Origin of the sequence: Paraburkholderia terricola (assembly GCF_900142195.1) — a bacterium.
GTDB classification, from domain to species: domain Bacteria; phylum Pseudomonadota; class Gammaproteobacteria; order Burkholderiales; family Burkholderiaceae; genus Paraburkholderia; species Paraburkholderia terricola.
Genome location: NZ_FRAB01000008.1, coordinates 178618 through 200899, shown reverse-complemented (window position 1 = coordinate 200899; position 22282 = coordinate 178618). Strand labels below are relative to the sequence as shown.

Sequence of the window (22282 nt, the reverse complement as noted above, 5' to 3'; positions counted from 1 at the left end):
CGAAACGCCAATCCGGCAGATGTTCTGCAGCCCTCGCAGCATTGAAATCGCAGCATGGCGCGTCGAGTAGTTTTTATTCACGCCGCCGCCCGCATCGCCCCTACATTGCGACAGAAAACTCACTCAGGATGATGAGACTACCAACGAAATTAATCACTGCCGTCGCGTTGGCGAGTCCGCTGGCCGCATCGCTCGCTCACGGTCAAACGAGCGTGAGCTTATATGGCCGTCTCGACGGCGGCGTCGAATATCTGAATCACATCAATAATGGTTCGGGCGGCAGTGCGAGCCGATGGAGCGCGGAAGGCGGCGATTGGGGCACCAGTATGCTGGGTCTCAAAGGCACGGAAGATCTCGGCGGCGGATTGAACGCGATCTTCAATCTGGAAACGGGCTTGCAGGTCATGAACGGCACCACCAGCGGCGGGCGGCTATGGTCGCGGCGCGCCTTCGCGGGCCTGAGCAGCAAGCAGTGGGGCACGTTGCAGGCCGGGCGCAACCTCTTCATCGACAGCGACGGCGTATGGGAATTCGACCCGTTCGTGCAGCAGGCGTTTTCATCGGCCTCGCTCGTGCGCGGGCGCAACTGGCAGCAAACCAGCAATAACGTCGAGTATCACAGCCCGGTGTTCCGGGGCTTCGACGTGCAGGCGCAATACGCGTTCGGCAATCAGCCGGGCGCGTTCAACAGCGGCGCCAGCGGCGAGTTCGGCCGCTCGGACGGCATCATGCTGACGTATCACTCGCCGCTCTTCGACGTGCGCGGCATCTACGACGAACTGCGCGACAGCAATGGCCGCTTCAGCAACATCTTTCAGAGCTCGCGCGAATATTTCGTGGGCGCGAACGTGCATGTCGACGCGGTGAAGATTCAGGGCGCCTATACGCATTACTCGGCGCCCGACTCGCCGGCGGGCGTGGCCGACAGCGCCGATCACTACTGGCTCGGCGCGACCTACAACGTCCAGCCGCGCTGGGCGGTGACGGCGGGCGGCTACTACGTGAAGGTCGGCGACGGCGGCGGCGATGCCGCGCACGACCCCTCCGGCCACGCGATGATGTACGTGCTCGGCACCACCTACAACCTGTCGAAGCGCACCTTCCTGTACGGCACGGTGGGCTATGTGCGCAACAGCGGCAACGCGAATTTTTCGCTCGAGGCGTCGCCGCGCGACGCGGCGAACAATACCAGCCCGCTCGTTGGCGAATCGCAAACCGGCGCGTATGTCGGGATGCTGCATCAGTTCTGAAGCGCTTCTCGCGGCGTCAGCCGCGACCTCCGCGGTAAGCCGGGCAACACCGCATTGCCCGCTATCAGCATTGAAAAAACGCATTGAAAAACACGCTTCGAAAAACACATTGAAAACGCCTCACAAAAACGCCTCACAAGGGATAACCAACAATTGACTCCACACGACTCTCACGGAGCGTCCCACCCGGACGCTTCCCTCGGGGCCGACGCCGCGCGCGGTGAGCCGTCGGCGATGACGCGCCGTCGCTGGCTCCAGGGCGCGCTGGCCATCACGGCGGCGGGCCTCACCGGCTCCCTCACACTCAAGGCGCTCGCCGACGATTCGTCCGCCGCCCCCCTCGACGCCTTCATGACCCTGTCGCAAGCGCTGAGCGCGAAGTCCGGTCTCGATCGCGAGGTCGGCACGCGCCTTCTCGCCGCGTTGCAAAAGTCCACGCCGGATCTCGCGCGGCAATTGCCGAAGCTGGCGGGCGCGCTGGCCTCGAACTCCGCCGACGCGGCCCAGCAAGCGCTCGCGCTGAAGATCATGGAAGCGTGGTATCTCGGCACGGTCGACAACGTCGTGATCACCTACGAGCAGGCGCTGATGTTCGAGGTGGTCTCCGACACGCTGATCATCCGTTCCTACTGCCCCAACAAGCCCGGTTTCTGGGCGGCTAAACCGATCGAAAGGCAAGCTTGAGCATGGCCGATAAAGCACAACAAACCAGCCAGGCCGATGTCGTCGTCGTGGGCTCCGGCGTGGCGGGCGCGATCGTCGCGCATCAAATGGCGCTCGCGGGCAAGTCCGTGATCCTGCTCGAAGCCGGGCCGCGCATGCCGCGCTGGGAAATCGTCGAGCGCTTTCGCAATCAGACCGACAAGATGGATTTCATGGCGCCGTATCCGTCGAGCCAATGGGCGCCGCATCCCGAGTACGGTCCGCCCAACGACTACCTGATCCTCAAGGGCGAGCACAAATTCAACTCGCAGTACATTCGCGCGGTGGGCGGCACGACGTGGCACTGGGCCGCGTCCGCATGGCGCTTCATGCCGAACGACTTCAGGATGAAGACCGTGTACGGCGTGGGCCGCGACTGGCCGATGCAATACGAGGAACTGGAGCCGTACTACCAGCGCGCCGAAGAGGAACTCGGCGTATGGGGCCCGACAGACGAGGAACTCGGCTCGCCGCGCAGCCAGCCGTATCCGATGGCGCCGCTGCCGCTCTCGTACAACGAGCAGACCATCAAGAGCAAGCTCAACGCATTCGACTCGCGGTATCACGTCGTGACCGAGCCGGTCGCGCGCAACAGCCGTCCGTACGACGGCCGCCCGACCTGCTGCGGCAACAACAACTGCATGCCGATCTGCCCGATCGGCGCGATGTACAACGGCATCGTGCATGTGGAAAAGGCCGAGCAGGCCGGCGCGAGGCTGATCGACAACGCGGTGGTGTACAAGCTCGAAGTCGGCGCGGACAAGCGCATCGCCGCGGCGTTGTACAAGGACCCGCAAGGCAACGAGCATCGCGTGGAGGGCAAGTATTTCGTGCTCGCCGCGAACGGCATCGAGACGCCGAAGATCATGCTGATGTCCACCAGCCACGATTTTCCGAACGGCGTGGGCAACAGTTCCGACATGGTGGGCCGTAATCTGATGGACCACCCCGGCACCGGCGTCACGTTCTACGCGGACGAAAAGCTGTGGCCGGGCCGCGGCCCGCAGGAAATGACCTCACTGATCGGCTTTCGCGACGGCGCGTTTCGCGCCACCGAAGCCGCCAAGAAAATCCACCTGTCGAACCTGTCGCGCGTCGATCAGGAAACGCGCAACATTTTCAAGCAAGGCAAGCTGATCAAGCCGGCCGAACTCGACGCCCGGATTCGCGACCGCTCGGCGCGTTTCGTCGAATTCGACTGCTTCCACGAAATCCTGCCCGCGCCGGAAAACCGCATCGTGCCGAGCAGGACCGAGACGGATGCGATCGGCATCCCGCGCCCGGAGATCACCTATCGCATCGACGATTACGTGAAGCGCGGCGCGGCGCATACGAAGGAGGTCTACGCCAACGCGGCGAAGGTGCTGGGCGGCACGGACATCGAGTACCAGGACGATTTCGCGCCGAACAACCACATCACGGGCGCGACGATCATGGGCAGTGATCCGCGCGATTCGGTGGTCGACAAGCATTGCCGCACCTTCGACCACCCGAACCTGTTCATCTCCAGCAGCGCGACGATGCCGACGGTGGGCACCGTCAACGTGACGCTGACCATTGCCGCCCTGGCGCTTCGCATGGCCGACCAGTTGAAGAAGGAAGTTTGAACGTGCTGAAAAAAACCTTTTTCTGGCTGCTGGCCGGCGCTCTGGCTCTGCCCGCATTCGCGCATGCCGATACGTCGGCCAACGCGGTAAACAGCAACGACACGGCGCTGATCAAGCGCGGCGAGTACCTCGCGACGGCCGGCGATTGCATGGCCTGCCACAGCACGGCGAAGGGCAAGCCGTTCGCCGGCGGCCTGCCGCTCAAGGTGCCGATGCTCGGCACGGTCTATTCGAGCAACATCACGCCCGATCCGCAAACGGGCATCGGCACATGGACGCTCGCTGATTTCGACCGCGCGCTGCGCCGTGGCGTCTCGAAGGACGGCCACAATCTGTATCCGGCCATGCCCTACGTGTCCTACGCAAAGGTCAGCGACGACGACGTGAAGGCGCTCTACGCGTACTTCCGCTACGGCGTCGCGCCGGTGAACGCGGCCACGCGCGCGAGCGACATTCCGTGGCCGCTCAACATGCGCTGGCCGCTGACGGTATGGAACTGGCTGTTCCTGAAGAGCGGCCCCTACGAAGCCAGGCCGAACCGGAGCGCCGAATGGAATCGCGGCGCGTATCTCGTGCAAGGTCTCGCGCATTGCAGCACCTGTCACACGCCGCGCGGCTTCGGCATGCAGGAGAAGGCGCTCGACGAGACCGGCGGCGGCTTCCTCGGCGGTTCGGTGCTGGCGGGATGGGACGGCTACAACATCACTTCCTCGGCTGACAGCGGCATCGGCGCGTGGACTCATGCGCAGCTCGTGCAGTATCTGCAAACCGGCAGCGTGCCGGGTCTCGCGCAGGCCGCCGGGCCGATGGGCGAAGCTGTGGAGCACAGCTTCTCGAAGATGACCGGCGCCGACATCGACGCGATCGCAACCTACGTGCGCACGGTGCCGGCGGTGAGCGACGGCGGCACGCGCTCGCGCAGCGCGTGGGGCAAACCGTCGACGGACGTCGCGCGTTTGCGCGGTGTCGCGTCGAGCGACGGTACGCTCGACCCGGCGCGCCTGTACCTCGGCAATTGCGCGACCTGCCACCAGGCGCACGGCAAGGGCACACCGGACGGCTACTATCCGCCGCTATTGCATAACTCGACGGTGGGCGCATCCAACCCGGTCAATCTCGTGCAGGTGATTTTGCACGGCGTGCAGCGCAAGACCGCGGACAGCGATGTCGGCATGCCGGCCTTCGCGACGCAGTTGAACGATGCGCAGATCGCCGCGCTCACCAACTACGTGACGACGCAGTTCGGTAATCCGTCGACGACGCGAGTGAGCGAGAAGGACGTCGCGAAGCTGCGTTGAGATTGAAGTTGAAGTTGAAGCGAGCGTGAATCGGTCGATATCGATTCACGATGTGTGCGGCATTTGAAAGGCGCGCCGGTTCGATCCGGCGCGCCTTTTCTATTGCCGATCGGCGAGCCCGCATGAAGTGCGGCTTCGCAAGTTGCGAGCGCGCCGCAATCGGCCGGCTCCGGCCGGGCTCGCGCGCATGGGCGGCGGCTTGACGGGTGGATCGCCTTCGGGCGGATCGTGCGAGGGATCATCCTCGGGCGTGGGCGGCGGATCGGGATCGATGTTCGGCGGCGGCGGCGTTTCGGGATCGATTTCCGGCGGCGTCGGTACATGCAATCGCAGCCTCCGCATCGAGCGCGTGCTGGGCAACTTCATGGTCTACCTCCGTGACGTGCGGTCGGGCTCGCGTTGACGTCCGGTGCCGGGGACCGGACTCGAACCGGCAACACGAGCCAGGCGGATTCGATGTCCGCACTCTGTCTCGCAACCCTCGTGCCATAGCGGCTATAGCGCGATCGCCACGCTAGATAAGGCATCGGCTCGCTAAGGCATCGGCTCGCATCGCGTGGAACACGTGTTGCTGGAAACCCCATACGCGGTGCGGCTCGCCTATTCGTCCGAACCGTTCGCACGAACCGCGCCGCCCACGATAACGTGACGCGCCGAAGGTGCAGGGATAAGGGAAATCACACATGGCGCGACATAAGGCCGACGTTGCCGACGACGATTTCGAGATCTACGCGAGCTATCACGGAACCGGCGACGGCCGCTACGTGGGCGGACTAAAGGTCGTCAGGAAAGCGGACCGGAAGGTGCTGTTTCCGTTCGACGGCGCGCCGGAGATCGGCCCGTATGCGACCGCCGACGAGGCGCGCCGCGCCGCGATCGACTACGGTCGCGAGATCGTGGCCGCGGATCGCGCGGCTCCTGAGAAGTGATACGTTGCGCGCCGCGTCGAAGCGCGGCCCCGCTGGCCGCCGTTCAAACCGGCATTCAAGGCATCCCGCCGAGCGACGGCGAGATGGTGCTGTCGCGGCCGGGATCGTCAGGACGCTCGCCCGGCGGCGTGGGCCGCACCGACACAGGCGGATGGCTCTTATAGCAGTTGTCGATCGAAGTATCGGCGAGGCAGCGCTGGAACGCGTCGGCGTCGCTCTTCTGCGTGAACGTGTACACCGTTCGTTCGACTTGCACCTCGTTATCGGACACGCGAATCGTCATGATGCTCATGAGGATCTCCTTTTTACAAAAAACGACTACGGACCTCCCTCGTTTTATGCCGCAACGGCCGTGCCAGGTCGCCGCGTTAACGCTGCACGGCACGCATCGCGGAGAGGGACCGGATGTTGCTGCACTGCCAATGGAGCCGATTCGAGGAGGGCGAGATGCGCGATACGCACGATATGCACGATACGCACGACAGCAAATCCGGCCAGAGCCGCAATGCACCCGGCGCGGCATCCGATGCGAAGCCGCGCGCGAAGCCGAGCGGCACGCAGTACGTCGAGCCGAGTCCGCTAGGCATCGAGCCGGTCGAGCAAACGGACGTGGCGAAGCAGACCAATCCGCGGCGTTCGAGCGAGCGTCCGAAGCAAACCGCGGAGGTGCCGCTTGGCACCGGCGAGCATGCGGAACCGCCGGGCGGCGGCGGACACGCGTCGCACCGCAAGAGCTGACACGCCGGCGCGGCGCGCCGTCGCATGCAGGCAAACACCACATGGAGAAACTGATGCAACAGGACAACGAGCCGCTCAATCCCGGCGACGAAGCACCGCCTGACGCGCCCGGCGTGGGCGAGGACATCTGCCGCGCCTGTCACGGCACCGGCAAGGTGGAAGGGGAGCAATGCACCGTATGCGGCGGCACGGGGAAAGTGCTGCAAGGCATCGGCGGCGGCTGAGGGCGCAGTGACGCGCGGACCGCGCCGGTTGATGTGACCGGTTTGCAGCCCGGTTTGCAAATCGGTTTGCAAATTTCACTGGCGCGGCAATGCAATCGTGCAGTCCAGCGGCGCGTGAACTCGCAGGTGTTCGCGCGTCGCGCGTTCGCGCGCGGTCAGGCCTGCTTTATGCGGCGCGGCAACGGTTGCGCGCTCGCACACCGCGTGATGCGAATCGCGCAAGCGCACGAGGACGCACGGCCGCAAGTCGCAACGCGCGGAAGCTCATGGCGCAATGCGCCACGAGGTCCGTAAGCTTGCGATCCGCGGAAGCGCGCGGCGCGCAAGCGCCATCGCGCGTAGCCGAACTCGACGCGTAGACCGAACTCGACCCGGACTCCCAGCCGACCCCCGAGAGCCAGCGCGCCACCGCATCAGCACGCACAGGAGCTAACCATGTTCAACGATTCGAAGCACGGCTTCGACGCGGTCAAAACCGAGTACGAAGCCTTCATGCTGGAACCGCACGACTGGGTGCCGAACAACCGCAAGCTGCCGGTCGTGATTTATCGCCACGCGCTGTCGCCGCACACCGGCGATCTCGCCGCGGCCTTCGAGATCCTCTTCGAGCGCAACGAATGGCCGCCGCAATGGCGCGACCGCATTTTTGACTACCACCATTTCCACGCGACGGCGCACGAGGTGCTCGGCGTCGCCGACGGCTCGGCGGAAGTCATCGTGGGCGGACCAGGCGGCAGGCTGGTGACGATCGCCGCGGGCGACGCGCTGTTGCTGCCCGCCGGCACCGGCCATTGCATGCAATCGTTCGAGCGCCAGTTCAAGGTGGTGGGCGGCTATCCGCGCGGCCAGCAGTGGGACATTCGCCGCGAAGCGCTCACACCCGACGAACAGGCGGTCATGGACGCCTTGCCGTTCCCCGCGATGGACCCGGTCGACGGCAAGCATGGCCCGCTGCTCGAACACTGGCTGCACGCGGCTTGATGCGGGCGGAAATCGCCTGGCGCGTAAGTGAAGGACAGGTGAAGGGAGAAGTGAAGGCGCGGGACATCGCGCAGGCCGAGACAATGCCGAACGCGGATCGCAGCGACCGCCCCAGGCCGCGAGCCGTCTGAAAGACCCGGCGCCGATCATCGAACGAACGCGGTGCCGCATGTCACGCACGCTGCGCATTTCGGCGTATCGGCGCATCACACCCGCATCTACACCGCGCATCACACCCGTAAGCCGGCCGCGGCGCCTCGCGCGTGCTTCCACGAACACGCCGCGCCGAACGCACCGACGCCGCGCATGCCGGCCAGGTTCTCAATCGCCGAACAAGGAGTGTCCTCATGCAAAACGATCCCGCCCTCGATCAGTTGTGCATCAACACGATCCGAACGCTATCGATGGACGCCGTGCAAAAGGCCAATTCCGGCCACCCCGGCACGCCGATGGCGCTCGCCCCGGTTGCCTATCATCTGTGGCAGCACCATTTGCGTTATGACCCGGACGAGCCGCTGTGGCCGAACCGCGACCGCTTCGTGCTGTCGGTGGGGCATGCGTCGATGCTGCTGTATTCGCTGCTGCATCTGGCCAACGTCAAGGCCGTGGACGAGCACGGCAAGCCGACCGGCTCGCCCGCCGTCTCGCTCGACGACATCGAGCGCTTTCGCCAGATCGACAGCAGGACGCCCGGCCACCCCGAATACCGGATGACCACCGGCGTCGAAACCACGACGGGACCGCTCGGCCAGGGGCTCGGCAACAGCGTCGGCATGGCGATGGCGGGGCGCTGGTACGAGAACCGTTTCAACAAGCCCGATGCGCCGCTGTTCGATTACCGCGTCTATGCACTGTGCGGCGACGGCGACATGATGGAAGGCATCTCGCACGAAGCCGCGTCGCTGGCCGGTCATCTGAAGCTGTCGAACCTGATCTGGATCTACGACAGCAATCGCGTGACCATCGAAGGCCACACCGATCTCGCCTACAGCGACGACGTGGAGAGCCGGTTTCGCGGCTACCAGTGGCACACGCTGCATGTGAACGACGCGAACGACGCCGCCGCGTTCGAAGCCGCGCTGGTGGAGGCGAAAAGCGTCACGGACAGGCCGACGCTGATCGTGGTCAACAGCATCATCGGCTGGGGCGCGCCCAACAAGCAGGACACCGCGGCCGCGCACGGCGAGGCGCTCGGCGTGGACGAAGTGGCGCTCGCCAAGAAGTTCTACGGCTGGCCCGAGGACAAATTCTTCTACGTGCCGGATGGCGTGCACGAACGTTTCGCGCAAGGCATCGGCGCGCGCGGCAAGGCGGCGCGCGAGCAATGGCAGGCGCGATACGACGCGTATGGCAAACAGTATCCCGAGCTGTCGCGCGAATTCGCGCAGATGCAGGCGCACGAGTTGCCCGAAGGCTGGGACAGCGGCATTCCCACCTTCGACGCCGACGCTAAGGGCGTCGCGTCGCGCGAATCGTCGGGCAAGGTACTGAACGCGATTGCCGCGCGCGTGCCGTGGATGATCGGCGGCGCGGCCGACCTCGCGCCGTCGACCAAGACCAATCTGAAGTTCGAGGGCGCAGGCAGTTTCGAGCATGACAACTATGGCGGGCGCAATCTGCACTTCGGCATTCGCGAACATGCGATGGGCGCGGTGGTGAACGGTCTCGCGTTGTCGAATCTGCGGCCGTTCGGTTCGACCTTCCTGATTTTCAGCGACTACATGAAGCCGCCGATCCGCCTCTCGGCGATCATGGAAGTGCCGTCGATCTACGTGTTCACGCACGATTCGATCGGCGTCGGCGAGGACGGTCCGACGCATCAGCCGATCGAGCAGCTCGCGTCGCTGCGCGGCGTGCCGGGGCTGACCGTGCTGCGTCCCGGCGACGCCAACGAAGTAGCCGAAGCCTGGCGCGTGGCGCTGTCGAATCCGCGGCGGCCGTCATGCATCGTCGTGTCGCGCCAGCCGTTGCCGACGCTCGACCGCGGCCGCTATGCATCCGCCGAGGGGGTCAAGAAGGGCGCGTACGTACTCGCCGATGCACCCGGCGGTGAGAAGCCGCAGGTCGTGTTGCTGGCCACGGGCAGCGAACTTTCGCTATGCGTCGACGTGTACGAGAAGCTCAGGAGTGAAGGCATCGCGGCGCGCGTGGTGTCGATGCCGTCGTGGGATATTTTCGAGCGTCAGGACGCGGCGTATCAGGACTCGGTATTGCCGCCCGACCTCGACGCGCGCGTGGCCGTCGAGCAGGCCGCGACGCTCGGCTGGGACCGCTACGTCGGGCGGCTCGGCGCGCAGGTGGTGATGCATACGTTCGGCGCTTCCGCGCCGCTTGCCGATCTGAAGAAGAAATTCGGCTTCACGCCGGAGCGCATCTACGAGGCCGCGAAGCAGCAGATCGCGCGCGTGCAGTCGAAGCGCAGCCAGGAGTAGGGGCGATAGCGTGGTGCGATGCGTGCGCTCGCGCGAGACCGCAAGACCGTAAGCCCGCTGCAAGGAACGGGGTTTGCGCGGTCCGTGAGATGAACCACGGGCCGCGCAAGCGCCGCGACACGCACACGCACACGCACACGCACACGCACCACCGCGTCATGCGACGACCCGCCTTGCAAGGAGCCACTCATGAGCCAGATGCGTGCCTATCGTATTCACCGCTTCGGCGGTCCCGAAGTGTTCATCGCCGAAGCGATCGACGTGCCCGAGCCGGGCGCGAATGAAGTGCTGGTGCGCGTGCGCGCGGCCAGCGTCAATCCGGTCGACATCAAGACGCGCGAGGGCCAGTACCCGGCGATTCGCGAAGACAAACTGCCCTATACGCTCGGCCGCGATTTCGCCGGCGTGGTCGCGCGCGCGGGCGCGAATGTGAAGGACTGGCGCGAGGGCGACGAAGTCTATGGTTTCGTCGGCCAAGGGCAGGGCGCGTATGCGCAGTTCGTCAAGGTGGATCGAGGCGCGCTCGCGCGCCGTCCGTCAACGATCGATTTCGTCACCGCGGGCGCCGTGCCGCTCGCCGCGCTCACCGCGTGGCAAGGTCTGTTCGATCACGGCTGTCTCGAAGCCGGCGAGCGCGTGCTGATTCATGCGGGCTCGGGCGGCGTCGGCCACTTCGCCGTGCAGTTCGCCAAGGTCAAGGGCGCGGAAGTGTTCGCCACGGCTTCCGGCGACGGCGTCGAATTCGTGCGCGCACTCGGCGCGGATCACGTGATCGACTATCGCGCGCAGCGTTTCGAGGACGCCGCGCGCGACGTCGACCTGGTGTTCGATCTGATCGGCGGCGAGACGCAGCGCCGCTCGTGGACGGTGCTCAAGAACGGCGGCGCGCTGATCTCGACGCTCACGGAACCCTCGCAAACCGAGGCCGCCGATCGCGGCGCGCGCGCCGAGCGCTACACCGCGCAGCCGAACGGCAGACAGCTCGCCGAAATCGGCGCGTTGATCGACAAGGGGCGTGTGCAGGTGAAAACGGCCGGCACGTTCCCGTTCGACGCGGCGGCCGAAGCGCTTGCGCGGCTCGAAAAGGGCCACGTGCGCGGCAAGCTCGTCATCGACGTGTCGGGCGCTTGAATGGGGCGGTGAGGCGATGAGACGGTAAGGCATGCGCCGAAAGCCCGCAGCCGATCAAGCCGATTGCCGCGTCATCACCCGTTGCAACTCGCGCGGATCGACCGGCTTGGTGAAATGATGGTCGAAGCCGGCCGCCACCGCGGTTTGCTTGTCCTGCTGCTGGCCCCACCCGGTCACCGCGATCAGCAGAATATCGGCTTCCTCGTGTTCGTCGCGAATGCGCCGCGCCACTTCGTAACCGTTCAGCAGCGGCAAGCCGATATCCAGAATCACCGCTTGCGGACCGAACTCGCGGATCAAGGCCAAGCCGGCCATGCCGTCGCCGGCGGTCCGAACCTCGTGGCCTTCCAGTCCGAGCACCATCGCGAGGCTGTCGGCGGCGTCCGCGTTGTCGTCGACGATCACCACGCGCAGCGCGGCCTGAGGCGCCGTCTCGAGCGGCGCGCCGTCGCTCGCCTCGGCCGGCGCGTGCGAAAGCGGCAGGCGGATCACGAACTCGCTGCCGGTGCCGGGTCCGCTGCTGAACGCCGCGACCGTGCCGCCGTGCAGTTCGGCGAGGCCGCGCACCAGCGCAAGCCCGATGCCGAGGCCGCCTTGCGAGCGATCGAGCGCCGGCGCGAGTTGCGAGAACATTTCGAACACGCTGCCCAGATGCTCGGGCGGAATGCCGATGCCGGAATCGCGTACGACGATCACCGCCTGGTCGCCCTCGCGTTCGGCGGCGAGCGAGATGCTGCCGCCGGGCGGCGTGTATTTGGCCGCGTTGTTCAGCAGATTCAAAATCATCTGCGACAGGCGCGTGGGATCGGCGTCGAGATACAGCGGCTCGCGCGGCAACGTCACGCTCAAATGATGCGACGAGGCCTGCACGGTGGGCCGCGCCGCTTCCATTGCCGATTGCATCGAGCGCGCCAGTTCGAGCCGCTGCTTGCGCAATTCGAGCTTGCCCTGCGTGATGCGCGAGACTTCCAGCAGATCGTCCACCAGATGCGTCATGTGCTGCAATTGCCGGTCGAACACGTCGCGCGACCAGTTCAGTTGCGGATCGGCGAATTCCTTCAGGCGCAAGATTTCGAGCACGTTGCGCATCGGCGCGAGGGGATTGCGCAATTCGTGCGCGAGCGTGGCGAGAAATTCGTCCTTGCGGCGATCGGCTTTCGAGAGTTCGAGATTCAGCCGCTTGAGTTGCTGCTCCGCGCGTCTGCGTTCGGTAATGTCGCGGTTCACGCTGACCGCGCCGTAAACGTCGCCACGCGCGTTCGCCAGCGGCTTGACGACGGTTTCGCAGACCCCGCGCGAGCCGTCGCGCCGCACGAACGGCAGTTCGCTGCGCCACGTGCCCTCGGCGGCGAGCGCGGCGAGCGCTTCGCGGCGAATGCGCAGCGCGTCTTCCGGCGGGTGGAACATCGAGACCGGCTTGCCGAGAATCTCGCCCATGCGATAGCCGAGCATGCGCTCGCCGCCCACGTTGAAATCGGTGATGTTGCCGCGCAGATCCGTGATCACGATCGCGTCGCTCAGGTGCTCGAAAATCGCCGCCTGGCGCAGCAGCACGGTCTGCGCTTCCTTGCGCTCGGTAATGTCGATGCCGAGGCCGTAGATGGTCAGCGGCTCGCCGCGTTCGTCGTAAGTGGCGCGGCCGCGGCCTTCCATCCAGCACCAGTCGCCGCTCGCATGCAGGAAGCGGAATTCCGCGACGTAATCGTCGCCGCTTGCCACCGCCCGGTCGACGGCCTCGTTCAGCGCGGCGAGGTCGCCCGGATGAATCAGTTCGAAAAAGCCGCCGCGCATGTTGGCGAAGCGCCCCTCGGCGTATCCCGCGAGCGCTTCGAGTTCGCGGCTCCACCAGAACTTGCCCGACTTCGGCTCGTGCGACCACGCGCCCATGCGCGCGCCGCGCATCGCGAGACTCAGCACGTCGCGGCTTTCCTGCAACTCCTTGCGCGCCAGTTGATGCGCGGCCACCGACGCCTCCGCGTTGCGGCGCGCCAGCAGCAATTCCTGTTCGTACTTGTGGCGATCCGCGACGACCAGCACCGCGACTTCGAGGTAGCTCGCGTCGCCATGACGGCGGCGCACCGCGTTGAGCAGCATCGGCACCGTATGGCCGTCGCGATGCATCATGTTCAGCTTGATCTCGGCGACCGAGCCCTGCGTGCGCAGAAGCGGCGCCCAATGCGTCTCGTAGAGCACCTTGCCGCCGCTGCTCAGCAGGTCGCCGATGCGGCGGGTTCCCGCGAGCTGCCCGGCGCCATAGCCCAGCCAGTCGCAGAACGTGGCGTTCACGCGCAGGATGAGGCCGTCGGGATCGGCGACGAGCAGGCCGCAGGCGGCATGCTCGAACAACGCATCGGCGGACGGCAAGGGCGGGTCCATGCTGTGCATCGCGTTACCCGGACAGCATGGTTCTGCCGAAGCCATGCTCAAGCACCGTGACGCGCTCGTTGCTGCCCGAAACCGGTATGTCGCCGCACTGGGCGATGCTCATGGTGGGTCCTGAGACGTGCAGGGAATAAAGCATGCTCGATCCTGGAACGTGCACGGAATAAAACGTGAATGTAGGAGACCCGCGCGAGACCACGCGAGGCCCGGCATTCGCGGAATGTTACCGCAGTCTTGCCGATCCGCGAGGCGCGTCGGCGGTGAGGCGCGCTGATCGCCAGTCAACCGGTCTTGATGCGCGGCTGCGGCGCGTCCGGCGGTTCCAGCCCGAAGCGCTCGTATTGCGAAATCACCTGGGCGCCGAACAGCAGCAAGGTCGCCAGCCATTCGAGGCTGAACAGGATGACGATCGCCATCGTCAGCGACCCATACACCACGCTCACCTGCGAGAGCGTCGCGAAGTACCACACCAGCACATGCCGCGTGATTTCCCACAGGAGCGCCGCGACGATCCCGCCGAGCAGCGCATGCTTGAGCGAGGGCCGCCCGACCGGCATCACCATGTAGATCGAGGTCAGCACGAAAATCTCGCCGGCGAGGCCGAGCAGATACAGGACGACGCGCGAGAATCCCTGCAACGAAACATGCGTGCCGAACAGATCGACCGCTTCGGCCCCCATCACGTCGAGCCCGCTCGACACGAGCGTGACGATCAGCGAGCCCACGCCGAGAAAGAGAATGTAGCAATAGGGCAGCAGCGCGGAAAGCAGGAAGTGCCGCCGGCGGATCACCACGCGATGCACGAAAATCAGCGACATCGCGTTTTCCAGCACCGTAAAGGCGAGCGAGCTGAAGAAGAGCATCGTCAGGAACAACACCCAGCCGACCACCTCGCGGTGCGCCAGGAAATGGGCGAGTTCGCGCACCAGCGCGCCCGATTGACCCGGCACCAGCCATTGCAAAAGATGACCCAGCGCGGTGAGCAACGTGTGCTCCGGCACCACGCGCGACAACGCGATCACGATCAGGATCATCAGCGGCACGATCGACAACAGCGCGTAATACGCCACCGCGCCGGCGAGCAGCAAGCCCTGATTCGCGCGAAATGCCTTCAGCGTTTGCAGGACGAAGGTGCCGGGATGTTTCGCCACATACAACGCGTGTTCGTCGATGATGGTTCGCATGGTCGCTCACGACGCGCGTCGCGGAGCCCGCCGACATGCAGCGGGTGCGGGCGCGCTTGTTGTCGTACCGTAAGCAAGAACGCAGCCATCCCGCGTGGCTGAACTCGACTCGCGTGACATCAGTCGCGGGAATGCGATTTGCTGCGCCTTTCATCGACCTTGCCTGGAGTCTGTCGGAATCCCATACATTGAACAACGCGTCTGACAAGCCGGAAAACCCGCACGATCCCGACCTCGTGGTCGCCCGGCCAGAAGGTTTGTACTGCCCGTGCGGCGACTTTTATATCGATCCCTGGCGGCCGGTCGAGCGGGCGGTGATCACGCACGCCCATTCCGATCACGCGCGCTTCGGGCACCGTCATTACCTTGCCTCGCAAGCGGGCGCGAACGTGCTGCTGTGGCGCTTGCCCGGCATCGCGCTGCAAACGCTCGCCTATGGCGAGCGGCTCGACTTCGACGGCACGACCGTCTCGCTTCACCCGGCGGGACATGTGCTGGGTTCGGCGCAACTCAGGATCGAGCACAAGGGCCGCGTGTGGGTCGCATCGGGCGACTACAAGCTCGACCCCGATCCGACCTGCGCTGCGTTCGAGCCGGTGCGCTGCGAGACGTTCATCACCGAGTCGACGTTCGGTTTGCCGATCTATCGTTGGGACGCGCCGCAAGCCGTGTTCGACGGCATCGATTCATGGTGGCGTCACAACGCGTCGCAAGGACGCGCGTCGGTGCTGTTCTGCTATTCGTTCGGCAAGGCGCAGCGCGTGCTGGCGAGCGTCGACGCCGCCATCGGACCGATCTTCTGTCACGGCGCCATCGCGCCGCTCAATCGCGCGTATCGCGAGGCGGGCGTGCGCTTGCCGCCGGTGCGCGTCGTCGGCGAAATAGCGGCGAGGGACAAGGCCGCTTTCAGGCAGGCGTTGATCGTGGCGCCGCCGTCCGCGCAAGGCAGCGCATGGCTCAGGCGTTTCGGCGACTATAGCGACGCGTTCGCGTCGGGCTGGATGCGCTTGCGCGGCGCGCGGCGCCGGCGCGGCGTCGATCGCGGCTTCGTGCTGTCGGATCACGCCGATTGGCCCGGCCTGCAAAGCGCGATTCATGCGACGGGCGCGGGGCGCGTCATCGTCACGCATGGCTCGGTCGAGCCGATGGTGCGCTGGCTGCGCGAACAGGGTCTCGAAGCAGGCGCGTTCGACACGCAATACGGAGACGACACGGTGGAGGCCGACGCCGCGGGCGGCGACGAAACGGCCGCGACGAGCGGCGCCTCGCCGGTGGAAGCCACACAAACCACGCAAGCCACACAAGCCACACGAGATGACACGCCGAACGCGGCCGATCTCGAAGCCCGACCCGCGGCCGACAACACGACGAGCGGCCCATGAAACGCTTCGCCGCCCTCTATACCGCGCTCGACGCGACCACCTCGACGCGCGACAAACTCGAAGCGCTCAACAGCTATTTCTCGGCGGCCGAACCGGAGGACGCCGCATGGGCGTCGTACTTTCTCGCCGGCGGCAAGCCGCGTCAATCGGTGCCCACGCGTCTGCTGACCGAAATCGCCCGCGAGCGGGCCGGCTTGCCGCCGTGGCTATTCGAGGAGTCGTATCACGCGGTGGGCGATCTCGCCGAAACCATCGCCCATATCCTGCCGCCCGCGCAACGCAGTTCCGAACTCGGCCTCACGCAATGGATCGAGCAACGCGTGCTGACGCTTCGCGGCCTCGCGCCGGAGGAATTGCGCACGCGCTTGCTCGGTTACTGGGACGAACTCGATTGGGGCGGACGGTTTCTGCTGACCAAGCTGATCGGCGGCGGCTTTCGGGTCGGCGTGGCGCGGCAACTCGTGGTGCGCGCGCTCGCGGAAGTGGCGGGCGTCGACCATAAACGGATCGCGCAACGCATGGTGGGCTGGACCGACTCGCGGCAGAAACCCGACGCCGCGCGTTATCTGCGCCTGATCGCTCCGGAGAGCGGCAGCGAAGAGGCGCGGCAAGGCCTAGAAGCGCATCATGCCGCGCATGACGACGATGCGGGCTTGCCTTATCCGTTCTTTCTCGCGCATCCGTTGCAGACCGACCCGGCGACGCTCGGCGAGCCGATGCAATGGCTGATCGAATGGAAGTGGGACGGCATTCGCGCGCAACTCGTCAAACGCGCGGGCCGCGTGTGGTTGTGGTCGCGCGGCGAGGATCTGATCACGGAGCGCTTTCCCGAGGTCACGGCGCTCGGCGACGCGTTGCCCGACGGCTTCGTGATCGACGGCGAGATTCTCGCGTGGGAGCCCGGCGCGACGGCGCCGTTGCCGTTCGCGCGCCTGCAACCGCGCATCGCGCGTAAAACGCTGACGAAAAAAGTGTTGGCCGATTCGCCCACCACCTTGCTCGCCTACGATCTGCTCGAAGCGCAGGGCGATGATCTGCGCATGACGCCGCTCGTCGAGCGGCGCGCGCGCCTCGATGCGCTGGCCGCTTCCGTCGACGGCAGCCTGGCGCGCGATCTGTTGCGCGTGTCGCCGCTGGTGCGCGCGTCCGATTGGCAAACGCTCGCCGCGCTGCGCGCAGAGAGCCGGACGCGCGGCGTCGAAGGCTTGATGCTCAAGGCGCGCGATTCGATGTACGGCGTGGGCCGCACGAAAGCCTCCGGCACATGGTGGAAATGGAAGATCGATCCGTATGCGGTGGACGCGGTGCTGGTCTACGCGCAGCGCGGTCATGGCCGGCGCGCGAGTCTCTATACCGACTTCACCTTCGCGGTGTGGGATGAAGCGGACGGCGTGCGTACCCTCGTGCCGTTCGCGAAGGCCTATTCCGGTCTCACCGACGAGGAAATGCGCCAGGTGGATGCGATCGTGCGCAAGACCACGGTCGAGAAATTCGGCCCGGTGCGCAGCGTGACGCCCACGCTCGTGTTCGAAATCGGCTTCGAGGGGATTCAGGCGAGCCCGCGTCACAAGTCGGGCGTGGCGGTGCGCTTTCCGCGCATGCTGCGCTGGCGCACCGACAAGCATATCGACGACGCCGACACGCTGGCGATGCTGAAGGGCTTCATCGACGATCGCGCGCAATAAGTGCAATAAGCGCAGCAAGCGGCAAGCATCGCTTTCGTACCACGTTCACACCAGCTTGCCCGCTTGCCGCAGCGCGTCGACAATCGCCGCGAAGGCACGCTCGCGGGTTTCCGGATCGGGCGCGCGCAACGCAAACGAAGGGTGATACGTCGCCACCACGCTGTACTCGCCATGCTTGATCGGCCGGCCCAGCACGTCCTGCATGCGGACGTTCTTGTCCTCCAGCACGGCCTTCAACGCGGTGACGCCCAGCGCCACGATCACGCGCGCGCCGGTGGACTGCAATTCCTTTTCGAGCCAGTAAGCGCAGGCGTCGATCTCGCGCTGGGCCGGCGTCTTATGCATGCGCCGCTTGCCGCGCGGCGTCCATTTGAAATGCTTGACCGCGTTGGTCACATAAACGTCATGCCGCGCGACGCCGGCCTGCTCGAGCGCGTGATCGAGCAGCGCGCCCGCCGGGCCGACGAACGGCTTGCCCGCCAGATCTTCCTTGTCGCCGGGCTGTTCGCCGACGAGGATGATCGGCGCATGCTTCGGCCCCGCGCCGGGCACGGCTTGCGTCGCGTTTTTCCATAGCGCGCAGCGACGGCACGCGTCGAGCGACCTGGGTTGCTGATCCGGTTGCACGTCCGCGGCGGCGTCCGCTGTGCCCGAGGCGTCTGCATCGGCACCCGCGGCGGTGGAGCGCGATCGTCCGGATTTCGAGGTGGGCATGATGAGCTTCGAAGCGTTCGAAAGACGCCAGCGCGATCGACCGCGCCGGCGTCGCGTATCGCGTGTTACGGCGCCGTGACGTTCTTCTTCTTCGCCAGGTCCTGCGCCATCTGATAGTGCTTCTCGATTGTCGGCAAGGCCTTTTGCGCCGCGCTCTTCAGCTTCGCATCCTGGCCGTTGGCGATTTCGTCCTGAAACGCGGACACCGCTTCCTTATGCCCCTGCAAGCCGACCTTCTGAATGTAGGCCGTATCGAACTCCGCGCCCTTCAACGGACGCAGGCTGTCGAGAAGGGCCGTGTCGGAGTTGTCCTTCGGCACGCTCACGCCGCGCGGCGCGGCCATCTTGAGTTGCACGGTCAGCTTCGTATGATCGGCCGCCATGTGGCCGGCGAATTTCTTCACGTCGCCATCGCTCGAGCGGCTCATGGCGAGTTTCGCGGCGTCGATTTCGGTTGAACTCGACATCGACGCGGCCTGGACGAATTTCTTGTCCGCTTCCGGCAGGGGATTGGCTGTCGTCGTCGAGGCGGCTTCGGTTTGTGCGTGGACCGGAACGGCGAAAACAAGGGATTGCGCGATGCACGCGGCAAGGGCCGCGTGCACGATGAATGTGCGTTTCATAAGAACTCCGAGGTGAGATCCGGTGCCGGCGGGCGATGGATCGACATGCGCAAAACAGCAAACGCCGTTCCCCGCGTTGCGCTATGGTGGTGTCGTGTGCCTCGTGGGACCGTGTACCGGCTGCGCGCTGCGAGACCGTGTCGGAAAACAGCGGACGTTGCGCGGCAAGCGGCCTGGTTCGCCGCGCTGCGGGAGCGAATCTTGCACCGCTCGCGCAGGTTGCTCGAGCGCCGCTCGAGCGCGACCGAAGAACAAGCACAGGGAGAAGACAGTGACGCTCGACCGAGGAATGGACAACAGCGACGACGTGGTGGTCTGGCGGCCTATCCAGTACGCGATGGCCTCGCACCGGCGCGTGCTGGTGGTGGACGACTACCGCGAAGCGGCCGACGCGTTGCAAATGCTGCTGAACGCCGACGGCTTCGAGTGCCGCGCACTCGAAGATCCGCTCGCGGTCTGCGAGATGGCTTGCGAATGGCAGCCCTTCGCGGTGGTCCTGGACATCAAGATGCCGGACCTGGACGGGCTCGAACTGGCGCGCCGCCTAAGGGCCGATCCATTGACCGCGCATATGCTGCTGATCGCCTGCACCGCTTTCGCCTCGCGCGACGACCGGGCGCGCGCGCGAGCCGCGGGTTTCGACGCCCACTGCGCGAAGCCGTTGACGCCGGAACGCCTGCTGCGGGTACTCGAATCGGCGGCCGCGCTGCATGCGGCCGGGCCGCCGTAAAGTTGCGCAACGTTTGAAAAAACGCATGGGCACGCATGCGAGCAGTAGCCGATTCATGCACGACCACAACGTCGATATGCCGGCCCGGTTGGACACTTCGCCACCAACGCGGCACATCCCGGCGCGCTTCTTCACACTTCGCGGCACATTTCGCGGCACACTTCGCGACGGCATACCCTTAGGCAAAAACCCCTGGCTCGAAACGCATCGTGCGCGATCCCTCGCGGGTCCGTGGGTTGCTGCGTGCAACACAACGGCCGCGCCGGTTCACGACGCGCCGCGCCTCTTCATTCGCACTCTGGAGATAGCCATGACCGACACGCAACGTCCCACGCCACCGTTTCCCAGGCAGCAACAGGATCACACGCCCGGCACCACGGCGGAAATGAAACCGCAGCCCGACCACGGCGAAAAATCCTATAAAGGCTCGGGCCGTCTCGCCGGCAAGGCGGCGATCATCACGGGCGGCGACAGCGGCATTGGCCGCGCCGTGGCGATCGCGTTCGCCCGCGAAGGCGCGGACGTGCTGATCTCTTATCTCAACGAAGACGACGACGCGCGCGAAGCCGCGCGCTGGGTGGAAGAGGCGGGCCGCAAGGCGGTGCTGCTGCGCGGCGACATCACGAGCCCCGAGCATTGCGAGGAGATCGTCAGGCGCGCGGTCGAGGCGTTCGGCCGGCTCGATGTGCTGGTCAACAATGCCGCGTACCAGATGAGTTACCCGTCGCTCGACGCGATCAGCGACGAGGAGTGGGACAAGACCTTCGATACCAACATCGGCGCGATGTTCAGGATCACGCGGGCGGCGGTCAAGCAGATGAAGCCCGGCGCCTCGATCATCAACACCACGTCGATCAACGCCGATCATCCGAACCCCGGCTTGATCGCCTATGCGACCACCAAGGGCGCGATCCAGAACTTCACCGGCGGGCTCGCGCAATTGCTGGCCGAGAAGGGCATACGCGCGAATTGCGTGGCGCCCGGGCCGATCTGGACACCGCTGATTCCGTCGACGATGCCCGCCGAGAAAGTCGAGAAATTCGGCCAGCAGGTGCCGATGAAGCGCCCCGGTCAGCCCGCCGAACTCGCGGCGGCCTATGTGATGCTCGCCTCCGATGACGCCAGCTACATTTCCGGCGCGACGATCGCGGTCACCGGCGGGTCGCCCATTATTTAACTGGCTTGCGCATTGCCGCAGCATGGCGGCATGAAGAAAAAAACCGGCGCATCGCCGCATGACGATGCGCCGGTTCTGTTTTTATCAGCCTGGTGCCGGGTCCAAGCTACTGCGTGCGCGACAGTTGCTTGGAAACCGCGGCCGGGCTGTCGTAGTTCTTATCCGGCAACTCACCGACGAGATCCACGATGTCCTGGTTTGCGCCGTTGCTGCGTGCGGCTTCCACCAGTTTTTCGCGCGTCGTCGGATAGTCGACACCGTGCAGCGCCTTTTGCACCTCGATCGGATTCGGCTGGCCGGGATGCCGATGGTCCTGCGAGTGACTGGGATGCTGTGCCATGTGTCTCTCCTTCTCAGTGCATGCGGGGTTGCGAAACGCCTTCGAGCGTGTTGGCGACCTCGTCGCGCGACGCGCTGTCGGCCCGCGTGGCGATGTCGCCGAGCGACAGCGCGCCGACCAGGTTCTTGTCGTGATCGACCACCGGCATGCGGCGCACCTGCGCGGTGGCCATGCGTTGCTGGACGGCGTCGACGTCGTCGTCGTCGAAACACCATTGCACATCGGTGCTGGCGAAATCGCGTACCGGCGTGTTCGCCGGGCAGCCGGTGGACAACGCGCGCACCGCGAGATCGCGATCGGTGATCATGCCGATCAGCCGATGGTTCTGGCACACCGGCAACGATCCGACGTCGTAGCGCCGCATCAATTCCGCGGCATGCTGAATGGTGTCGTTGGGTGTCACATTGACGACGTCGCGCGACATGATTTCGTGGACGTGATGCATGGATACCTCCTGAACGAGTGGAGTGTGAAGCGCATGGCAAGCAGTGTTCTCGCACTGCCGCGGCGCGTGATGCCGGCTGCGCGGAGCCGATTGAAAGAAATGCGGGTTCGCTGCACATCTTGCAATGCCCGCCGCGCCGGCCGGCAGCGGCGTTGCCGCGAGTGCGGCTTGCTTCGCGTGCCACGCGTGGGGAGGACTCGCGTGCGAGGCTCGCGAGCCGCCCCATGAAAAACGCGCATCACGCGTGCCTGCGAAGCGCGGCCGGCGCCTTGGCACGGCGGCATGGTGGCACGTGGCTTGCGCGCGCCGTTCGTATTGCGCGACCTAC

22 protein-coding genes are annotated in these 22282 nt (G+C 65.6%); 14 read left to right on the top strand and 8 right to left on the bottom strand.

Annotation, left to right across the window (positions count from 1 at the left end):
* Window positions 1-131 precede the first annotated feature (131 nt).
* The 4 genes from BUE39_RS09810 (at window position 132) to BUE39_RS09795 (ending at window position 4857) form a co-directional block, all read left to right on the top strand.
* Window positions 132-1250 carry a porin gene (locus tag BUE39_RS09810; RefSeq protein ID WP_073428495.1) on the top strand — a complete coding sequence of 373 codons (1119 nt, stop codon included), beginning with the start codon at window positions 132-134 and terminating at the stop codon, window positions 1248-1250.
* A 234-nt stretch (window positions 1251-1484) separates the two neighbouring features.
* Complete coding sequence (locus BUE39_RS09805) at window positions 1485-1934, top strand: sugar dehydrogenase complex small subunit (RefSeq protein WP_083082424.1); 450 nt, start codon at window positions 1485-1487, stop codon at window positions 1932-1934.
* 2 nt (window positions 1935-1936) lie between these two features.
* Window positions 1937-3559 carry a GMC family oxidoreductase gene (locus BUE39_RS09800; protein WP_073428441.1) on the top strand — a complete coding sequence of 541 codons (1623 nt, stop codon included), beginning with the start codon at window positions 1937-1939 and terminating at the stop codon, window positions 3557-3559.
* Between the two features lie 2 nt (window positions 3560-3561).
* Complete coding sequence (locus BUE39_RS09795; protein ID WP_073428494.1) at window positions 3562-4857, top strand: cytochrome c; 1296 nt, start codon at window positions 3562-3564, stop codon at window positions 4855-4857.
* Window positions 4858-4956: 99 nt separating this feature from the next.
* Here BUE39_RS09795 and BUE39_RS09790 read toward each other — a convergent pair whose 3' ends face one another.
* The gene (locus BUE39_RS09790; RefSeq protein WP_073428440.1) at window positions 4957-5223 is read right to left on the bottom strand and encodes a hypothetical protein; all 267 of its coding nucleotides are present in this window, start codon (window positions 5221-5223) and stop codon (window positions 4957-4959) included.
* Window positions 5224-5540: 317 nt separating this feature from the next.
* On the opposite strand from BUE39_RS09790, the gene BUE39_RS09785 reads away from it, so the two are divergent.
* Window positions 5541-5786: a DUF6723 family protein gene (locus tag BUE39_RS09785; RefSeq protein WP_073428439.1), complete on the top strand. Its 246-nt coding sequence runs from the start codon at window positions 5541-5543 to the stop codon at window positions 5784-5786.
* A gap of 55 nt (window positions 5787-5841) precedes the next feature.
* On the opposite strand, the gene BUE39_RS09780 is transcribed toward BUE39_RS09785, so the two are convergent.
* Window positions 5842-6078 carry a hypothetical protein gene (locus BUE39_RS09780; RefSeq protein ID WP_073428438.1) on the bottom strand — a complete coding sequence of 79 codons (237 nt, stop codon included), beginning with the start codon at window positions 6076-6078 and terminating at the stop codon, window positions 5842-5844.
* A gap of 173 nt (window positions 6079-6251) precedes the next feature.
* Here BUE39_RS09780 and BUE39_RS09775 point away from each other — a divergent pair, with 173 nt between their 5' ends.
* From BUE39_RS09775 to BUE39_RS09750, 5 genes are all read left to right on the top strand, one after another.
* Window positions 6252-6524: a hypothetical protein gene (locus tag BUE39_RS09775; RefSeq protein WP_073428493.1), complete on the top strand. Its 273-nt coding sequence runs from the start codon at window positions 6252-6254 to the stop codon at window positions 6522-6524.
* A 53-nt stretch (window positions 6525-6577) separates the two neighbouring features.
* On the top strand, window positions 6578-6748 hold the full coding sequence (locus BUE39_RS35145; protein ID WP_167363277.1) for a hypothetical protein: 171 nt from the start codon (window positions 6578-6580) through the stop codon (window positions 6746-6748).
* A gap of 435 nt (window positions 6749-7183) precedes the next feature.
* On the top strand, window positions 7184-7729 hold the full coding sequence (locus BUE39_RS09760; protein WP_073428435.1) for a cupin: 546 nt from the start codon (window positions 7184-7186) through the stop codon (window positions 7727-7729).
* Window positions 7730-8076: 347 nt separating this feature from the next.
* Window positions 8077-10161: a transketolase gene (gene tkt / locus BUE39_RS09755; RefSeq protein ID WP_073428434.1), complete on the top strand. Its 2085-nt coding sequence runs from the start codon at window positions 8077-8079 to the stop codon at window positions 10159-10161.
* A 189-nt stretch (window positions 10162-10350) separates the two neighbouring features.
* The gene (locus tag BUE39_RS09750) at window positions 10351-11292 is read left to right on the top strand and encodes an NADP-dependent oxidoreductase (RefSeq protein ID WP_073428433.1); all 942 of its coding nucleotides are present in this window, start codon (window positions 10351-10353) and stop codon (window positions 11290-11292) included.
* A gap of 54 nt (window positions 11293-11346) precedes the next feature.
* On the opposite strand, the gene BUE39_RS09745 is transcribed toward BUE39_RS09750, so the two are convergent.
* Window positions 11347-13668, bottom strand: coding sequence for a hybrid sensor histidine kinase/response regulator (locus BUE39_RS09745; protein ID WP_227470543.1), 2322 nt, complete (start codon window positions 13666-13668; stop codon window positions 11347-11349).
* Between the two features lie 287 nt (window positions 13669-13955).
* Window positions 13956-14858, bottom strand: coding sequence for a YihY/virulence factor BrkB family protein (locus BUE39_RS09740; RefSeq protein WP_073428431.1), 903 nt, complete (start codon window positions 14856-14858; stop codon window positions 13956-13958).
* Window positions 14859-15046: 188 nt separating this feature from the next.
* Here BUE39_RS09740 and BUE39_RS09735 point away from each other — a divergent pair, with 188 nt between their 5' ends.
* A complete protein-coding gene (locus BUE39_RS09735; protein WP_073428430.1) occupies window positions 15047-16240 on the top strand; it encodes a ligase-associated DNA damage response exonuclease in 1194 nt (397 codons plus the stop codon).
* Window positions 16237-17925 (top strand): ATP-dependent DNA ligase, encoded by a 1689-nt coding sequence (locus BUE39_RS09730; RefSeq protein WP_073428429.1) that lies wholly within the window; start codon window positions 16237-16239, stop codon window positions 17923-17925. Before BUE39_RS09735 ends, BUE39_RS09730 begins: the two co-directional genes overlap by 4 nt.
* A gap of 45 nt (window positions 17926-17970) precedes the next feature.
* On the opposite strand, the gene BUE39_RS09725 is transcribed toward BUE39_RS09730, so the two are convergent.
* Window positions 17971-18639 carry a UdgX family uracil-DNA binding protein gene (locus tag BUE39_RS09725; protein WP_073428428.1) on the bottom strand — a complete coding sequence of 223 codons (669 nt, stop codon included), beginning with the start codon at window positions 18637-18639 and terminating at the stop codon, window positions 17971-17973.
* A 65-nt stretch (window positions 18640-18704) separates the two neighbouring features.
* Complete coding sequence (locus BUE39_RS09720; protein WP_073428427.1) at window positions 18705-19262, bottom strand: DUF4142 domain-containing protein; 558 nt, start codon at window positions 19260-19262, stop codon at window positions 18705-18707.
* A 271-nt stretch (window positions 19263-19533) separates the two neighbouring features.
* Here BUE39_RS09720 and BUE39_RS09715 point away from each other — a divergent pair, with 271 nt between their 5' ends.
* Together BUE39_RS09715 and BUE39_RS09710 are read left to right on the top strand one after the other, a co-directional pair.
* Window positions 19534-19992, top strand: a complete 459-nt coding sequence (locus BUE39_RS09715) for a response regulator (RefSeq protein WP_083082420.1) — start codon at window positions 19534-19536, stop codon at window positions 19990-19992.
* Between the two features lie 310 nt (window positions 19993-20302).
* Window positions 20303-21169 (top strand): SDR family oxidoreductase, encoded by an 867-nt coding sequence (locus BUE39_RS09710; protein WP_073428425.1) that lies wholly within the window; start codon window positions 20303-20305, stop codon window positions 21167-21169.
* Window positions 21170-21275: 106 nt separating this feature from the next.
* Here BUE39_RS09710 and BUE39_RS09705 read toward each other — a convergent pair whose 3' ends face one another.
* Window positions 21276-21509, bottom strand: a complete 234-nt coding sequence (locus BUE39_RS09705; protein WP_073428424.1) for a DUF2795 domain-containing protein — start codon at window positions 21507-21509, stop codon at window positions 21276-21278.
* A 13-nt stretch (window positions 21510-21522) separates the two neighbouring features.
* Window positions 21523-21954: a CBS domain-containing protein gene (locus BUE39_RS09700; protein WP_073428423.1), complete on the bottom strand. Its 432-nt coding sequence runs from the start codon at window positions 21952-21954 to the stop codon at window positions 21523-21525.
* Window positions 21955-22282: the final 328 nt, after the last annotated feature.

What these genes read in the sequence shown, in the direction of transcription:
- BUE39_RS35145 (WP_167363277.1), top strand. Translation starts at nt 6,578, where the DNA reads ATGCAACAGGACAACGAGCCGCTCAATCCCGGCGACGAAGCACCGCCT.
- BUE39_RS09800 (WP_073428441.1), top strand. Translation starts at nt 1,937, where the DNA reads ATGGCCGATAAAGCACAACAAACCAGCCAGGCCGATGTCGTCGTCGTG.
- BUE39_RS09710 (WP_073428425.1), top strand. Translation starts at nt 20,303, where the DNA reads ATGACCGACACGCAACGTCCCACGCCACCGTTTCCCAGGCAGCAACAG.
- BUE39_RS09780 (WP_073428438.1), bottom strand. Translation starts at nt 6,078, where the DNA reads ATGAGCATCATGACGATTCGCGTGTCCGATAACGAGGTGCAAGTCGAA.
- BUE39_RS09745 (WP_227470543.1), bottom strand. Translation starts at nt 13,668, where the DNA reads ATGGACCCGCCCTTGCCGTCCGCCGATGCGTTGTTCGAGCATGCCGCC.
- BUE39_RS09725 (WP_073428428.1), bottom strand. Translation starts at nt 18,639, where the DNA reads ATGCCCACCTCGAAATCCGGACGATCGCGCTCCACCGCCGCGGGTGCC.
- BUE39_RS09805 (WP_083082424.1), top strand. Translation starts at nt 1,485, where the DNA reads ATGACGCGCCGTCGCTGGCTCCAGGGCGCGCTGGCCATCACGGCGGCG.
- BUE39_RS09785 (WP_073428439.1), top strand. Translation starts at nt 5,541, where the DNA reads ATGGCGCGACATAAGGCCGACGTTGCCGACGACGATTTCGAGATCTAC.
- tkt (WP_073428434.1), top strand. Translation starts at nt 8,077, where the DNA reads ATGCAAAACGATCCCGCCCTCGATCAGTTGTGCATCAACACGATCCGA.
- BUE39_RS09720 (WP_073428427.1), bottom strand. Translation starts at nt 19,262, where the DNA reads ATGAAACGCACATTCATCGTGCACGCGGCCCTTGCCGCGTGCATCGCG.
- BUE39_RS09730 (WP_073428429.1), top strand. Translation starts at nt 16,237, where the DNA reads ATGAAACGCTTCGCCGCCCTCTATACCGCGCTCGACGCGACCACCTCG.
- BUE39_RS09810 (WP_073428495.1), top strand. Translation starts at nt 132, where the DNA reads ATGAGACTACCAACGAAATTAATCACTGCCGTCGCGTTGGCGAGTCCG.
- BUE39_RS09700 (WP_073428423.1), bottom strand. Translation starts at nt 21,954, where the DNA reads ATGCATCACGTCCACGAAATCATGTCGCGCGACGTCGTCAATGTGACA.
- BUE39_RS09790 (WP_073428440.1), bottom strand. Translation starts at nt 5,223, where the DNA reads ATGAAGTTGCCCAGCACGCGCTCGATGCGGAGGCTGCGATTGCATGTA.
- BUE39_RS09775 (WP_073428493.1), top strand. Translation starts at nt 6,252, where the DNA reads ATGCACGATACGCACGACAGCAAATCCGGCCAGAGCCGCAATGCACCC.
- BUE39_RS09705 (WP_073428424.1), bottom strand. Translation starts at nt 21,509, where the DNA reads ATGGCACAGCATCCCAGTCACTCGCAGGACCATCGGCATCCCGGCCAG.
- BUE39_RS09750 (WP_073428433.1), top strand. Translation starts at nt 10,351, where the DNA reads ATGAGCCAGATGCGTGCCTATCGTATTCACCGCTTCGGCGGTCCCGAA.
- BUE39_RS09740 (WP_073428431.1), bottom strand. Translation starts at nt 14,858, where the DNA reads ATGCGAACCATCATCGACGAACACGCGTTGTATGTGGCGAAACATCCC.
- BUE39_RS09760 (WP_073428435.1), top strand. Translation starts at nt 7,184, where the DNA reads ATGTTCAACGATTCGAAGCACGGCTTCGACGCGGTCAAAACCGAGTAC.